Source organism: Bordetella tumbae, assembly GCF_054780995.1.
Window position 1 is genome coordinate 424,286 of sequence record NZ_BAAGVG010000015.1, and the last position, 13,949, is coordinate 438,234.

11 protein-coding genes, 3 tRNA genes and 1 pseudogene are annotated in these 13,949 nt (G+C 58.5%); 9 read left to right on the forward strand and 6 right to left on the reverse strand.

Translation table 11 applies throughout. The features are described from left to right. Nucleotides 1-194: 194 nt before the first annotated feature. Nucleotides 195-833, reverse strand: a complete 639-nt coding sequence (locus ACYVI2_RS14345; protein ID WP_415821365.1) for a DedA family protein — start codon at nt 831-833, stop codon at nt 195-197. A gap of 104 nt (nt 834-937) precedes the next feature. Between ACYVI2_RS14345 and ACYVI2_RS14350 the strand changes: the two genes are divergently transcribed. Next, nucleotides 938-1,129, forward strand: a complete 192-nt coding sequence (locus tag ACYVI2_RS14350; protein WP_415821364.1) for a hypothetical protein — start codon at nt 938-940, stop codon at nt 1,127-1,129. A gap of 60 nt (nt 1,130-1,189) precedes the next feature. Here ACYVI2_RS14350 and ACYVI2_RS14355 read toward each other — a convergent pair. Together ACYVI2_RS14355 and ACYVI2_RS14360 are read right to left on the reverse strand one after the other, a co-directional pair. After that, nucleotides 1,190-1,274, reverse strand: a tRNA-Leu gene (locus ACYVI2_RS14355). 8 nt (nt 1,275-1,282) lie between these two features. Continuing rightward, nucleotides 1,283-1,370, reverse strand: a tRNA-Ser gene (locus tag ACYVI2_RS14360). 124 nt (nt 1,371-1,494) lie between these two features. On the opposite strand from ACYVI2_RS14360, the gene ACYVI2_RS14365 reads away from it, so the two are divergent. The 5 genes and pseudogenes from ACYVI2_RS14365 (at nt 1,495) to ACYVI2_RS14385 (ending at nt 5,656) form a co-directional block, all read left to right on the forward strand. Next, nucleotides 1,495-2,472, forward strand: coding sequence for an NAD(P)H-quinone oxidoreductase (locus ACYVI2_RS14365; RefSeq protein ID WP_415821362.1), 978 nt, complete (start codon nt 1,495-1,497; stop codon nt 2,470-2,472). A 99-nt stretch (nt 2,473-2,571) separates the two neighbouring features. Further along, complete coding sequence (gene tpiA, locus ACYVI2_RS14370; protein WP_415821360.1) at nt 2,572-3,318, forward strand: triose-phosphate isomerase; 747 nt, start codon at nt 2,572-2,574, stop codon at nt 3,316-3,318. An 18-nt stretch (nt 3,319-3,336) separates the two neighbouring features. Next, nucleotides 3,337-3,768 (forward strand): annotated as a pseudogene (secG, locus tag ACYVI2_RS14375) (preprotein translocase subunit SecG); the annotation flags it as partial. A gap of 278 nt (nt 3,769-4,046) precedes the next feature. Next, nucleotides 4,047-4,131: transfer RNA gene (locus ACYVI2_RS14380), tRNA-Leu, on the forward strand. A gap of 526 nt (nt 4,132-4,657) precedes the next feature. Beyond that, the gene (locus ACYVI2_RS14385) at nt 4,658-5,656 is read left to right on the forward strand and encodes a tetratricopeptide repeat protein (protein ID WP_415821357.1); all 999 of its coding nucleotides are present in this window, start codon (nt 4,658-4,660) and stop codon (nt 5,654-5,656) included. A gap of 81 nt (nt 5,657-5,737) precedes the next feature. Here the strand turns inward: ACYVI2_RS14385 and ACYVI2_RS14390 are convergent, their stop codons facing one another. The 3 genes from ACYVI2_RS14390 to ilvD all read right to left on the reverse strand — a co-directional run bounded on the left by ACYVI2_RS14390 (nt 5,738) and on the right by ilvD (nt 10,236). Further along, a complete protein-coding gene (locus tag ACYVI2_RS14390) occupies nt 5,738-7,111 on the reverse strand; it encodes an FAD-dependent oxidoreductase (RefSeq protein ID WP_415821356.1) in 1,374 nt (457 codons plus the stop codon). Between the two features lie 50 nt (nt 7,112-7,161). Next, nucleotides 7,162-8,448: an MFS transporter gene (locus tag ACYVI2_RS14395; RefSeq protein ID WP_415821355.1), complete on the reverse strand. Its 1,287-nt coding sequence runs from the start codon at nt 8,446-8,448 to the stop codon at nt 7,162-7,164. Between the two features lie 78 nt (nt 8,449-8,526). After that, a complete protein-coding gene (ilvD, locus tag ACYVI2_RS14400) occupies nt 8,527-10,236 on the reverse strand; it encodes a dihydroxy-acid dehydratase (protein WP_415821353.1) in 1,710 nt (569 codons plus the stop codon). Between the two features lie 232 nt (nt 10,237-10,468). Here ilvD and ACYVI2_RS14405 point away from each other — a divergent pair, with 232 nt between their 5' ends. The 3 genes from ACYVI2_RS14405 (at nt 10,469) to ACYVI2_RS14415 (ending at nt 13,893) form a co-directional block, all read left to right on the forward strand. Beyond that, nucleotides 10,469-11,176, forward strand: a complete 708-nt coding sequence (locus ACYVI2_RS14405; RefSeq protein ID WP_415821352.1) for a FadR/GntR family transcriptional regulator — start codon at nt 10,469-10,471, stop codon at nt 11,174-11,176. 570 nt (nt 11,177-11,746) lie between these two features. Continuing rightward, on the forward strand, nt 11,747-12,667 hold the full coding sequence (locus ACYVI2_RS14410) for a Hint domain-containing protein (RefSeq protein ID WP_415821351.1): 921 nt from the start codon (nt 11,747-11,749) through the stop codon (nt 12,665-12,667). Nucleotides 12,668-12,693: 26 nt separating this feature from the next. Further along, entirely contained in the window at nt 12,694-13,893 is a 1,200-nt protein-coding gene (locus ACYVI2_RS14415) for a COG3904 family protein (protein ID WP_415821350.1), read from the forward strand. Nucleotides 13,894-13,949: the final 56 nt, after the last annotated feature.

Genomic DNA, 13,949 nt, shown 5'->3' on the forward strand with positions numbered 1-13,949 from the left:
CGCGATGCGATAAAAAGTACGTTGTCGGATAGCTGAGGATGTGAACCGATAGACGGCTCAGAGGGCAGGAATGGCCCTAATGCGCTGTCTATCTCTATGGGCGGATTGGGAGGGTGCCCATTTGCACCAGGAGCGTCGGACAGCATTGTGTCGTAAAGCAGGCCCTGGATTCGTTCAAGAGGGGCGAGCGATGCTCACCCGCGGCGGGCGCGGGCGCGTTCCGGTTGCTGACGTTTACGCATAAAGCCGACCAATAGCCCGACACCTAGCAGGACGGACGCTGCGGTACCGATAATCAGCCCCATTTGGGAGTCCTGCATCGCGCCGACGCTGCGCGCCGTGATGAAGCCCGGGGCCAGCATCAAAGGTAGCCAGACCACCGCGGATAAGACATTCGCCAACTGAAAACGGGCGTGTTTCATGCCCATGATGCCTGCCACTGTCGGAATGGTCGAACGTATCGGCCCCAAGAAACGGCCGATCAGCACCGAAGCAAAACCGTAACGCGAGAAAAACAGGCGTGCACGTGCCACAGCCGTGCGTTGCGTATTGAACGGCCAGCGGCGCAGCATGCTCGGGCCCAACCAGCGGCCCAGACCATACGACAGGGCGTCGCCCACGATGGCCCCTGCAATCCCCCAGGCCAATACGTTCCAGGGCGATAGCGTACCCGCCCCGATCAAGCCACCAGTCAAGAGCATCAGCGCCGTGGCGGGAATGACCAGGCCAACAATGATCAGTGACTCACCAAGTGTGAGCAGAAATGTGATGGGCCCAGCCCAATCCTGATTGGCTTGAATGAACTGGCCGATTTTGTCGATGTATGTGTCCATGCATAGAAATAGGCTGTAGACGAACACCATGGTAGCGCATCAGGCAGAACCAGGTCTTTATCAAATGTTGCAGAGCAGCATGCCGTGCATTGCTTAACAATAAATTGAAATATCAAGATGTACGGATCAAGGATCCCGGTCTGCGAGTCGAGGTCAACGGTCAGGAGGTCCTGGCCGAGAATCCCGGTCAATCGGAAGGCGTGATGCGTTTCGTGCTGCCGGCCGGAACGATGCTGGGCGACTTGCACATCCATTCTGGGAAAAGCAGCAACGAGCAGCCTGATGCAGGTCGATAAATAATTATTAGGACGTTTGCAGTACGTTAAAAAGGCGGCCTCGGCCGCCTTTTTGGCTATTGGTGCACCCAGCCGGAATCGAACCGGCACGCCTTGCGGCGAGGGATTTTAAGTCCCTTGCGTCTACCAATTTCGCCATGGGTGCAACGCATTTGGCGGAAGCGGTGAGATTCGAACTCACGAACGGTTGCCCGTTGCCGGTTTTCAAGACCGGTGCAATCGACCACTCTGCCACGCTTCCTGTTTCGCAGCTGCGGATGATACCTCAGCTAGAAAGTCCAAGCTGCGGACATTGATGCCGCGTAACCAGTTTGGAACTTCCGTAAAGGGCGCAATAATAATCTATTTAATCGAGGAGGCGCACGATGCGAGCCATAGAAATATCTCAACCCGGTGGTCCAGAGGTGCTAGTTCCGGTCGATCGCCCGGTGCCGGAGCCCGGCGCGGGCGAGGTATTGATCAAGGTTGCGGCGGCTGGCGTCAATCGCCCCGACGTGTTCCAACGCAAAGGCAACTACGCGCCGCCGCCGGGGGCCTCGGACCTGCCGGGCCTGGAGGTCGCCGGTGAAATCGTAGGCGGCGACGCGGCCGCTGGCGGATTTGCGATCGGCGACAAAGTCTGCGCGCTGGTCGCAGGCGGCGGCTACGCCGAATATTGCGTCGCTCCGGCGGTGCAGTGCCTGCCTGTCCCCAAGGGACTGTCCGAGATCGAAGCCGCCGGCCTGCCCGAAACCTATTTCACCGTGTGGAGCAATGTGTTTGACCGCGGCGCGCTGCAAGAGGGTGAGTCGCTGCTGGTGCATGGCGGTGCGAGCGGCATCGGCACTACGGCGATCCAGCTGGCGCGCGCAATGGGCAACCCTGTCTATGCCACGGTAGGCAGTGACGACCGCGCTCGCGCTGTCGAAGCGCTGGGGGCGGCCAGGGGCATCAACTACAAAACAGAGGACTTCGTACAAGTCGTCCGTGATGCGACGGATGGCGCAGGCGTCAACGTGATTCTCGACATGGTGGCGGGCGATTACATCAATCGCGACATGAAGTGTTTGGCCGATGACGGCCGTATCGTGGTGATCGCCTTGCTGGGCGGCGCTCGCAGCGAAGTCGATGGCAACCAGATCTTGCGTCGCCGACTGACCTTGACCGGTTCCACGCTGCGTCCGCGTCCTGTGGCATTCAAGGGCGCCATTGCCAAATCGTTGCGTGCGCGAGCCTGGCCGCTACTGGAGCAGGGCAGTATCAAGCCCATTGTTCATGCCACATTCCCTCTGGAGCAGGCCTCCGCCGCCCATGCCATGATGGAAGCCGGCGAGAACATCGGCAAAATTATCCTGACGGTGTAACGTCCGCTTTCATAGCGCAGCGTAATTTCCGGTAAACAGGATACAATCTTGGGTTTGACCCGGATTTTGTCCGGGTTGCCCTTATTCCGATTTTGCGCCATGACCACTGTTGAGAACCGCGCCCGTCTCGTGCTGGGCAACTGGAAGATGCACGGCAACCTGGCCGAGAACGCCGCACTGCTCGAAGCCCTGCGTGCCGCCGATCCGGCTTCGCACTGCGAAATTGGCGTTTGCGTGCCGTTCCCGTACCTGGCTCAGGCGGCTTCCGTCCTGACCGGCAGCGCAGTATCCTGGGGTGCGCAAGACATCAGCGCGCACTCCAAAGGCGCCTACACGGGCGAAGTCTCCGGCTCCATGCTGAAAGACTTCGGTTGCCGTCTGGCGCTGGCAGGCCATTCCGAGCGCCGTACTCTGCACGGTGAAACCGACCAAGTCGTTGCCGACAAGGCGCGTGCCGCCTTGGACGCTGGCCTGACGCCGGTGGTGTGCGTCGGCGAATCGCTGGCTGACCGCGAGGGCGGCAATACGCTGGGTGTGATCGAGCGTCAACTCGAGCCGATCCTGGCGCTGGGCGTCGATGCCTTGTCGCGTATGGTGCTGGCCTATGAGCCCGTGTGGGCCATCGGCACGGGCCTGAGCGCCACTCCCGAACAGGCCCAAGAAGTCCACGGCGCGATTCGCATCGCCCTGCGTGGCCTGGGGGCGGGGCAGGTTCGAGTGCTGTACGGCGGCAGCGTCAAGGCCGCCAATGCTGCCACCTTGTTTGCTATGCCGGACATCGATGGCGCGCTGGTTGGTGGCGCTTCGTTGGTGGCCGAAGAATTCCTGCGCATTGCCGCAGCCTAAGTTTCCGGAGTCTCTTTAATGTCTTTGACACTCACCATCTTGCTGGTCGTGCAGGTGCTGTCCGCCCTGGCGATCATTGTCCTGGTCCTGCTGCAGCAGGGCAAGGGCGCCGACATGGGTTCGGCTTTCGGCAGCGGGTCTGCCGGCAGCCTGTTCGGCGCCACCGGGGCAGCTAACTTTCTGTCGCGCACGACCAAGTGGGCGGCCGTGGTGTTCTTTGCCACGACCTTGGGCCTGGCCTATGTCAGCCACAAGGGCTCATCGTCGCCGAGCGCTGTCGACTCCGGCGTGATGCAGAATTTCCCGGCTGATCGTTCCGTCCCGCAAGTTCCGGGCTCGAACAACGGCTCGTCTGTGCCGCAATCGTCGGCGCCGGCACAGCCTGACGCTTCCGTGCCGTCTGCCCCTGCCGCACCGGGTGCTGCGCAGCCTCAATCTGCACCGCCTGCTGACGTGCCTGCCGCTCCTGCTGCGCCTGCCGACAAGCCCGCCGCTGAGACGCCGGCCCCTGCTGCGCAAACGCCTGCCGAGAGCAAGCCCGAGGCTGAAAAGCCTGCTGCACCGGCACCTTCGGAAGAGCCTGCCAAGCCTGCGCAACCCGCAGAGCAGAAGCCCGCTCAATAACGCGCGACATTCGATGCCTCAACCTCATTGGCTGAGGCATCGAATTCATGCTAGAATGCCGGACTTTTCTGGGATGGTTACATACCTTTCCAGGAATTAGGTAAGCCGACGTGGTGGAATTGGTAGACACGCTATCTTGAGGGGGTAGTGGCGAAAGCTGTGCGAGTTCGAGTCTCGCCGTCGGCACCAAAGATTAGTTGAAGTAGTACACATCAGACCCGCGATTCTCGTAATGAGGCGCGGGTTTTTTGTTGCGTGTGAGGTTACTGTTCAGTGATCGGTACACCGAGACCGTCGTGCGCTACGCGACAGCAGCGCTGCCCTAGAGCCGGGGTGAGATGGCATAGAATGAAGCATCAGAGCAGTATTAGGAGGCCCGCATGATTTCTGGAAACCTTCCCCGCTTTGTTGCCGTCGCAATGCTGATGGTTGGCCTGGCAGGCTGCGCTCATAAGAATGAAGCAGGACAGACGGAGGGGAGTGTGGAGATGTACGGCACGATCGATGTTGGAGTTGGCAGCACATCAACTCGATAGACAAAAGAAAACGGCTCGGGAGGGCGGTTGTTGCGGAAGGCGAGGCTAGGTCGCTTTCCTTTTCGCGGCTGGCTCGGCCGCGGTATCGCGTTTTCGCTGGGCGAGGGCGTCGCCCAAAATCCGTCGCTTCTCGCCGTCGCACCAAGATATAAAGTTACATCAACAAGAGGGTTTGCGAGATGCTACGTGCCATTGTGCTCGGCCTGGTCTATGCCGTGTTTTCCGCCACTGTGTTGGCCAGTGAAGTTCAGTGGAGTCCTCTGCCGTTTGATGCGTTGCGGAAGATGGCTGCCCACGGGGATGTCGACGCACAGTATGAAGTCGGGCTGCGCTACCTGGCGGGTCAGCGAGGGGCACCAAGTGATCACAGAGAGGCTTTCAAGTGGCTCAACGCAGCCGCGGAGCGAGGTAGCGCTCGTGCGCAGTACGAACTGGGAGTCATGTATACCAATGGCAAAGGAGTGCCATCGGATTATGTGCAAGCGGTGTCATGGTTCCGTAAATCGGCGGAGCAAGGCTATGCAAACGGTCAGTACAACCTGGGGGTGATGTATGCCAATGGCGACGGTGTTTCACAGGACTATGCACAAGCCATCGTGTGGTTCAGAAAGGCTGCAGAGCAAGGATATATCGATGCTCAAGGTAGTCTGGGGCTGATCTATGGAGAAGGCATGGGTGTCCCGAAAGACTATCAGCAGGCCCTGGGGTGGTATCGAAAAGCGGCAGAGCAGGGGAATGCCCAGGCACAGGCCAATCTGGGGATGATGTACCACGACGGACTCGGCGTCTTGCAGGACGATCAGCAAGCGGCAGCGTGGTTTCATAAAGCTGCCGAGCAGGGAAACGCCGTCGCGCAACACAACCTCGGTACCCTATATCAAGATGGAAACGGGGTTGCCCAGGATTACCCTCAGGCCGTTATGTGGTATCGCAAGTCAGCAGAACAAGGCCATGCCAACGGGCTGTATTCGCTAGGTGCCGCTTATCTGGGCGGCTACGGCGTTCAGCAAAATCAAGTGCTTGCTTATGTGTGCGCGCTCTTGGCTGCACAGAGAAACCCGAGCGAGGACTATCAGCGGTTCAGGAATGAGGTCGCGTCGCAGCTCACGCCCGCCCAGCTTGCCGTGGGGCAAAAATTGGCGGGCGAATGGGAGGCCGGGGTTCCGTTGCCGGAGTAGATACCTGATCATGCGCACACAAGCCACGATGTGGCGCTCTTTGTGACACCGAAACGAGAGTGTCTTTTCGGCGTCTGGCCCTTATAGCGCGCTTCCCAGTGCCTGCATGGCCGTGCGGACTTCCTGTCCCGGAATATCACGCAGGCGTCGGCCGCTATCCAGCGACAGTATGGCCGCGACGGCGGCGGCTCGGCCATACTCGAAGCACTGTGCAGTAACGCGTGCCGAGGCCAACGCCTCGTGCTCGGCGCTCAGGCAGCGGCCGGCCACGATCAGGTTTTCGCCTTGTTCGGGTACCAGCGCCAGATAGGGCACTTCGTAGTAGTCATCCAGCAGCCAATGCAGCTTGGGTTTTTCACCCGCGTGCAGTTCGATCGGCCATGGCACTTTGCAGATACCATCGTCGCGCTTGCGGCAGGACAGCACATCGTCGTTGGTCAATGTCTCCACACCCACGATGCTGCGGGTCTGGCGCACACCGACTTGCGTACCGGTGTTGACGACGTAACTCGCCTCGCAGCCGGGAATGTTGTCGGCGAGAAAGGCGGCATATTCACGGACTTGGCGGCGTCCGGTGATTTCGGCCTCGGTGAAGTCTTCTGGGTCGATGACATTCAGCATATGACCATCACGGGCCGTCAGCCGGGTTGCATTGACCAGCAATTCGCCAGGCCGGGTAGTCGGGAAGATCCAGATTTTTTTACGAGGCAGTGCGTAGCGGCCAGCAGCGTCGGCCTGCTCGATCGCTTCGCTGACCTTGGGCGGGTTGATGGTATCTTCGCCCCAATAGGCCAGAAATCGTGGCATGTCGATCTGGCCGAGTCTGAAGAACATCGTCGGATTCTGGATTTTTCCATGGTCACCGAAGACATAAGCGTAACCAGCGCGCGCAATGACCGCGGCATCGCCAGACGCATCGATGATGCGCTTGGCCAGGATGACAGAGCGCCCTGCGGCCGATTCGATGACTACGCCAGTGCAAGCGTCTTGTTCCATGATGACGCCTGTCACGCTGGTATGGAACAGCGTTTTGGCACCGGCCTCCTCAACGAGTTGATCCGCCGTTTCGCTCCACATAAGCGGATCGTGGGTCACGGTCCAGGTCTTGCCATAGCGTTGCGGTGCCGTGACGCCGTTGCGGCGGGCCAGCTCCGCGCGAAAACGTTCAGTGAATCCTTGGACGACCTGACGGGGTTCGGTGTGAGCGTCGCTCGCCAGATACATGCCGCAGATCGTCCCTGACATACCGGCCACGGCCGCGCCGCCAAAAAATCCGTAGCGTTCGATCACCAAGGTGCGTTTGCCATGTTCGGCAGCCGTTGTCGCGGCAGCTACGCCGGCGGCGCCGCCGCCCACCACCAGCACATCGACCTCTGCCAGGACGGGCAGGTCGGGTACGGCGTCGTAGCGGCTTTCGAGATGCCAGGCGGGGAAATCAGTGTTGTTGCTGTCCATGCTGTCTCCTTCATCGGTGCGAGCCGCAGTTGACGGCGGCTGCCTCTGCGTTAATCGATGTTCTTGTGCACAGTTTCAGGCCCTAGTGCGAGCGCGATCAGGGTCAGAATACCCATACCGCCCATGTAGACCACGATAGGCCACCAATGCTGATAATAGGTGTAGAGCGCTGTCGCGATAAAGGGCGCCAGGCCGCCAGCCAGCAACGAGCCGAGTTCACGTGAAAAGGCGAAACCTGCCAGCCGGAATTCCGTGTCGAAGAGTTCTGCGTACCAGGCAGCCTGTGGCGATAGCATGGCCGGGTAGGCGATACCGAGGCCGACCGCAAAGCCCAGCACCACGGCCCAGAAAGCCTGCACATCCAGCAGCATGAAAAAGGGCGCCAACCACAGCACAGAGACAATGATGCCGCCCAGATAGACTTTCTTGCGGCCGATGCGATCGGACAGCGCACCGTAGAACGGAATCGTCACGAGCTGGATAGCCGATGCAATGATGACGGCCCACAATGCCATCGACTTTTCCATCTTGAGCGTGGTCACCATGTACGACACGCAAAACACCGGATAGAGATAGGCAAAGCCGTTCTCGCCCATGCGCGAGCCGATGACGATAAAGAAGCTGCGTGGATGATGCTTGATGGCCGAGAGCAGGCCGATCTTCTTTGTTTGCTGCGATTGCTGGGCTTTCTCAAAGGCGGGCGGTTCCTCGATGTTGCGCCGGATCAGGTAGCCGACCAGTACGCAGACGGCGCCGAGCAAGAACGGAATGCGCCATCCCCAGGCCATGAATTGCGCTTCGCTCAAGGTGTTCAGAAAGAAAAAGAACACCGCGTTGGCGAGCAGCGTCGCCGCGGCAAAGCCCAGAGGGGCCCAGGCGCCGGCTGCACCGCGCTTGCCTTTCTGCGCGTGCTCCACGGACAAGACTACGGCACCCGCATATTCTCCGCCTGCGCCAAAACCCTGGATCAGCCGCATCAACACCAGCAATGCGGGAGCCCATAGGCCGATGCTGTCATAGCCGGGCAATAGACCGATGGCGGTGGTGGCGCCGCCCATGAGGAACAGCGTCAGTACCAGAACGGTCTTTCTGCCGACCTTATCACCCAGGTAGCCGAGTACGAGTCCGCCCAGTGGGCGAGCGAGAAATCCCACTGCATAGGTTGCGAAAGCGGCGAGGGTACCGACTAGCGGATCGCTGTTCGGAAAGAAAATTTTGTTCAGTACGATAGCTGCCGCGGTGCCATAGATGATGAAGTCATACCATTCCAGGACGGTGCCGATGAATGCTGCCAGACCCGCTTTCCTGGACTTTTGTGCCTCTGTCTGCGTAGACATGATGGGCTGTCTCCGTGTGCCGTTGTTATGTGTTGGCCGGTGTGGCGCCCTGATCAGGGTCAGGGCATTGGCCGGGGATCAAGAGGTATGTGCGTGTACCTTGCGTTTGCCGAGCACCGCGCCCTGTTCGATGGGCTGCACGAGTTGGGCGTACTGCAAGAGATAGGTGTTGTTGCCGCCGCCGAGTTCGAGTTCGCGGGGGCGCCATTCGCTCAGGCGCCGGGCGATCTCGTCCTGCGCCACGCCCATGTCGATCTTGCGGTTGACGAAGTCGATATGGATGGTTTCGCCTTGCCTGACTACGGCGAGCGGGCCGCCGGCAGCTGATTCCGGCATCAATTGGCCGACGATGATGCCTCGGTTCAAGCCGGACAATTCACCGTCGGTGACGACTGCTACGTATTCGGCGATGCCGGCGCCATTGAGGGCTGCCACAAAGCTGCAGGCGAATACTGTGCCGGGGCCACCGCTGGGGCCCATGTTTCGCAAGACGATCACGTCGCCCTTATTGATCAGGCCTTCGCCCAGGGCCGCGATGGCTTCGTCCTCGCCTTCGTAGATATTGGCGGGACCTGAGAACTCAGCGCGTTCGCCAGGCACGGCAGACAATTTCACGATGGCTCCATTGGGTGCCAGATTGCCGCGCAGAATGCCGACACCGGGCCGCAGGCTGACCGGATCGGCCAGGGAACGGATGATCTTGCTGTCTTTGACGCGTGCGTCGCGGATGTTCTCGCCTACGGTCTGGCGCGTCACGGTGAGTGCGTCGAGATGCAGATGGTCGCGCAGCTGGCTCATGACGGCGGGCGTACCACCGGCAGCTTCCAGGTCTTCGGTGCGGAACGGGCCATTGGGACGGACGGCCGTCAGCAGCTTGATGGACTTGCCGTAGTGTTCATACAGCTTTACGACGTCCAGCGGCAGTTCGGCTTCTGTGGCGATGGCGGCAATGTGACGCACCGTGTTGACTGAACCTCCAACGGCCAGCACCATCATGACGGCATTGCGGATGGCTTCTTCGGTAATGATCTTGCGCGCCGAGACGCCGTGGCGGGTCAGTTCGACGATCTGGCGGCCCGCGGCTTGTGCGTATTCGTTCAGGCGGCGGCCGTTGGCCCAGATGGGAGAGTTGCCGGGCAACGTCATGCCCATGGCTTCCGCGACGATATGCATGGAGTTGGCGGTGCCCAGGCCGGCACAGACGCCGGGGGACTGGATCGCCACATCCGTCATATCGGTCAGGTCCTTGAGTGTGATCGTGCGGGTCGCCAGTGCGCCGATCTGCTCGTAAACGTCGTCGATGTCGAAGAACTGATCCTCGAATTTCTCGTTCGAGCACTTGCCGCCGATCTGGTAACCACAGGTCAAGAGCAGGGAAGGGACGTCCAGGCGCGCTGCCGCCATGAGGTGCGCGGGTGTGGTTTTGTCGCAGGACGACAGACAGATCATGCCGTCCAGCACCGCGCCCTCCATCATGCATTCCACCTCGTTGACCATCAGATCGCGGGTCGGCATGAGGTAACGAGCCTTTTTCCCCGCGCTGGTGACGAAATCGCTGGGGGCAACCGTGCGCACTTCAAAGGCCAGCCCGCCGGCATCGCGGATGGCTTGTTGGACCAGAGCACTGATGGCGTCCAGGTGGACATAGCAGCAGGAGAGTTTGTTCGAGGTGTTGATGATGGCGATCTTGGGTTTCTCCATGTCCTCCTCACGGATGCCCATGCTGCGCCACTGGCTGCGCCGCACCGCCCAGCGGGTGGAGCCGGGCTCAAAATTGCTTCTGTACATTGCTGCTGTCTCCTGGTTTCGCCCTGCGCGCGCAGCACCATGCCGCGGGTAAGACTTGGGATGATTGGTATGCTATCCGACTAAAAGTGGTCTGACAACTATCCAATTTATCCAGATTTACCCCAATTGATGGGGAAATAAAAGCGATGTACGAGAAAGTGGACGGACCATTTGGCTGAAGAATGGTAAAGTTCCGAGTCCCTTATTTTTGGATGTCCGGCATCGAGCCCCCATGAGCAAGCCTCGTTTTTCAATGCTTCCCATCAAGCGCACAGACATTTTTCAAGAGGTGTGCCAGCAGCTTGAGAGCCTGCTGAATAGCGGCCAATTCCAGATTGGAGACAAACTGCCCTCCGAGCGAGAACTCTCCGAGAGTTTTTCCGTGAGCCGTTCGTCTATCCGTCAGGCGCTCAAGGTTCTGGAGGCGGCCGGGCGCATTGAGACTCGCGTGGGCAGCGGCACCTATTTTGTCGAGAAGCAGGCCGTTGCCACCAGTGGTGACAACTTGAATGCGCTGCTGGCACAAGGGGTGAGCAAAGAGTTCATGCAGCAGTTGATCGCTGCACGCACCGCCGTTGAGCGCGCGGTCTTCGAGGCGTATTCGATCAAGGCCAACAAAGGCAGCATCCGGGCTCTGAAAGAACTCATCGATGAAAATGCTCAGGACCAGACGGCAAAAGGAGAATTCGAAGACAACGCCGGTCTGGATTTGAGTTTTGAGGCCAAAGTCGCCGAGTTGGCTGGCAATCCTATCCTGTCCGCCATGCAGAGGCAGATCCATCAACTATGGACACAGGCCTGGAGAATCTACGGCTTTGTGCCGGAAAGCCGCGACACGCTGCACCAGGAGCACTGCGCGATCATCGAAGCGCTGGCATCGAAGAACACGCCGCGTGTCATCGATTTGGTGGTTCAGCATGTAGACAAGGAAGTCCTTTAGCATTCGTATCGCGCTAATGCCGATTTGTCTGGTGCCGATGACGATGCCGTAAATCAAGTATTCCCGGTTTGTTCGAGGGGGATGTCCGCTGAGTGTTGCCAAGGCTTGCTATAACAATGGCTGCAACACTCTTTTTTAGGGCTGGGAAATATGTCGATTCAAGCGTTGGGCCGTTGTGGTGTCGTGTTATGTCTTGTTGTTGTGATGGCGGGGTGCATGAGTACGCGCACGACGAGCCGTCTGTTCAATAAGTGCACATGGGACCGCGATTCGTGCCTCTATGAAGGATCGTACGAGCCTGATGAGGAAGCGTACGCGGAAGAGGAGGCACGGCGTTTGAATAAAGCGCAGACACGATAACTGGAGCAGCGAGGTCTTGGCGCTGAGTCAGGCTGCGAGCAGTGCAGTGGATCAGGCAGCTTGACCGACCCGTACCATAGGCGTTTATCCCCCGCACCATCAGGTTAGGGAATGTAAAAAGCGCGTGCTTGAAGTGTAATATCCCATAACATATTCGTCGTTATTTTTTTAGTTTTAGTCTATTTCTAACAAAAAAAAGAGAAACGACTCATGGCGACATATGAAACCTCGTATGCCAGTGCATTGAATTTAAATGCAGATGGTACGTACAACGTGCTGGCGACCAGTGACTCAAGCAGCATCGCTACCGAAGCGAACGATGACGGTGTCTTTGAGCAGGGTGAGCAACTCACGATTGATACGGATATCAATACAGATCAGATTCAGACCACGATCGTCGCGACGTACCAGGATGGTTACATTGTGTATGCTGATGGTGGCTACGTATTGTTTTCCAATACGGTTCCCCCAGAGGCCTTTCTGCCTGAGCGGGATACAGACGGCAAAACACCGGCATTACCGGTGTGTTTTACTGCAGGCACGCTGATCGATACCCCCAAAGGGCCGATGGCGATAGAGGCGTTGCAGATCGGGGATTTGGTGTTGGGTTCCACGGGATACCGACCCGTCAAGTGGATCGGATGGCGTCAATATGTGCTGCGCTCGCCGCGATTTACCGAAGCCGACCGCGAGGCCATTGTGCCGGTTCGTATCAAGGCGCATGCATTGGCAGACAATGTCCCTTCGCACGATATCGTGCTGTCGCCGTGGCATCACTTGTATATCGACAATGTGTTGGTCAAGGCCAATCAGCTCGTCAATGGGCACACCATCGTGCGAGAGTCGACGCTCTCGCGAGTGACGTATTTCCATATCGAATTGGATCAGTTCGATGTGGTGTGCGCGCACAATCTTTATTCCGAGTCGTGGGCCGATGGCGGTAATCGGGATTTTTTCGAAAATACCCCCATCACGATGCTGCGCCCGCAAGACCAGCAGCGGCGTCGCGCACTTCGACCGGGTTTCTTGGTGTTGAATGCCAAGGATCCACTGTTGGTCGATATCCAACAGCGCATTGCCGTGAGGGCTGAGCAGTCCGGTGATGATGCGGAACGCACGCGAGCAGCGTGATCCAGTGTTTTTAAAAAGAAAAAACAATGATGTTGAAAGCAAAATTTGGGGCTTTGGGGATAGGGCTGGCCATGTCTTGGGCGGGCATGTCAGGCGCCATAGCACAAGCGCAGACGCCCGTGCAGCAGCAACTGCCTGATGATATTGAGCAGTATGGGCCGTTCGTCTTTCTGCCGAGCGAGCCCAGTTTGTTGATTTATCACTCAGGTGTCGGCGCCAACGACATGCTGAATCTAAAGAAAGCGCTGCGTGAGCATCCGACGATTTCCACTATTGTGTTGCAGAACAATGGTGGCGGACTGGTGCACATCGGTCTGGTGGTCGCCGAAGAGGTCTACGAGCGCGGCTTGAATACCTATATTCCGAAAGACAGCTATTGCGCCTCGGCGTGTTCGTTTGTGTTCTTTGCTGGTAAGCAGCGTATTGCCGCAGGACGTTTGGGTGTGCATCAGATATCCGCACCGGAATTGTCGGGCGAAGAGGCCCAGTTTGGTGTGTCGGATATTGTTGCCACGTTGCCAAAATATGGTGTGTCAGCGGATGTGCTCGGCATTATGTTCAGTACGCCGGCTAAGGAGATGTATTTCTTCAAGCCAACCGAGATAGCAAAATACGGTATTAACCGTACCGATAACGTGCAGGTGGTGAGCGCGGAACCGCAGCCGCGTGAATCGGGAGGAGGTGTGCAAAGTCTGGCACCGGCAGGGGCCGCGGCTGTGGCGCCGACGGCCGTGCCCGCTCAAACACCCGGGCGAGGTGCTGACTCCATTTCGCAGCCCGTAACGACTGCTCCTGCCAATCCGTATCAGCAGCAAGGCGGTGCTACGCCGCCTGCCGCCATGAGCGATGAGCAGCGTGCGATTAATGTTGCGGCGTTGATGATTCAGGCGGGCAGCGGGACCAACGAAGAAGCGATGAATTTCACGCGCGAGTTTTACGCGGAGAACGTTGATTATTTCAAGAAAAAGCGCCCGAAGTCGGAGATCCTGGCCGATAAAGAGGCATATTTCCGTCGATGGCCTATCCGGCGTTTTGTCGTAGACCAAAATTCATTGCAAGCGAAATGCCAGGACCAGCTGTGCATGGTTGGCGGGATTTTTGACTACAAGGTATCCAGCCCTGCGCGCGACAAGACCGCCAGTGGTACATCGAATTTCACTTATGTCCTGGACCTGCGCGATCGTTATCGTATCGTCTTGGAGGACAGCGAAGTCATCAGTCGCTGAATCGAACCGAATGAGCCTGTGGAGCAGCCACAGTTGCGCCACGGGCTCATCTCATG

What these genes read in the sequence shown, in the direction of transcription:
- ACYVI2_RS14345 (WP_415821365.1), bottom strand. Translation starts at nt 833, where the DNA reads ATGGACACATACATCGACAAAATCGGCCAGTTCATTCAAGCCAATCAG.
- ACYVI2_RS14365 (WP_415821362.1), top strand. Translation starts at nt 1,495, where the DNA reads ATGCGAGCCATAGAAATATCTCAACCCGGTGGTCCAGAGGTGCTAGTT.
- tpiA (WP_415821360.1), top strand. Translation starts at nt 2,572, where the DNA reads ATGACCACTGTTGAGAACCGCGCCCGTCTCGTGCTGGGCAACTGGAAG.
- ACYVI2_RS14385 (WP_415821357.1), top strand. Translation starts at nt 4,658, where the DNA reads ATGCTACGTGCCATTGTGCTCGGCCTGGTCTATGCCGTGTTTTCCGCC.
- ACYVI2_RS14390 (WP_415821356.1), bottom strand. Translation starts at nt 7,111, where the DNA reads ATGGACAGCAACAACACTGATTTCCCCGCCTGGCATCTCGAAAGCCGC.
- ACYVI2_RS14395 (WP_415821355.1), bottom strand. Translation starts at nt 8,448, where the DNA reads ATGTCTACGCAGACAGAGGCACAAAAGTCCAGGAAAGCGGGTCTGGCA.
- ilvD (WP_415821353.1), bottom strand. Translation starts at nt 10,236, where the DNA reads ATGTACAGAAGCAATTTTGAGCCCGGCTCCACCCGCTGGGCGGTGCGG.
- ACYVI2_RS14405 (WP_415821352.1), top strand. Translation starts at nt 10,469, where the DNA reads ATGAGCAAGCCTCGTTTTTCAATGCTTCCCATCAAGCGCACAGACATT.
- ACYVI2_RS14410 (WP_415821351.1), top strand. Translation starts at nt 11,747, where the DNA reads ATGGCGACATATGAAACCTCGTATGCCAGTGCATTGAATTTAAATGCA.
- ACYVI2_RS14415 (WP_415821350.1), top strand. Translation starts at nt 12,694, where the DNA reads ATGATGTTGAAAGCAAAATTTGGGGCTTTGGGGATAGGGCTGGCCATG.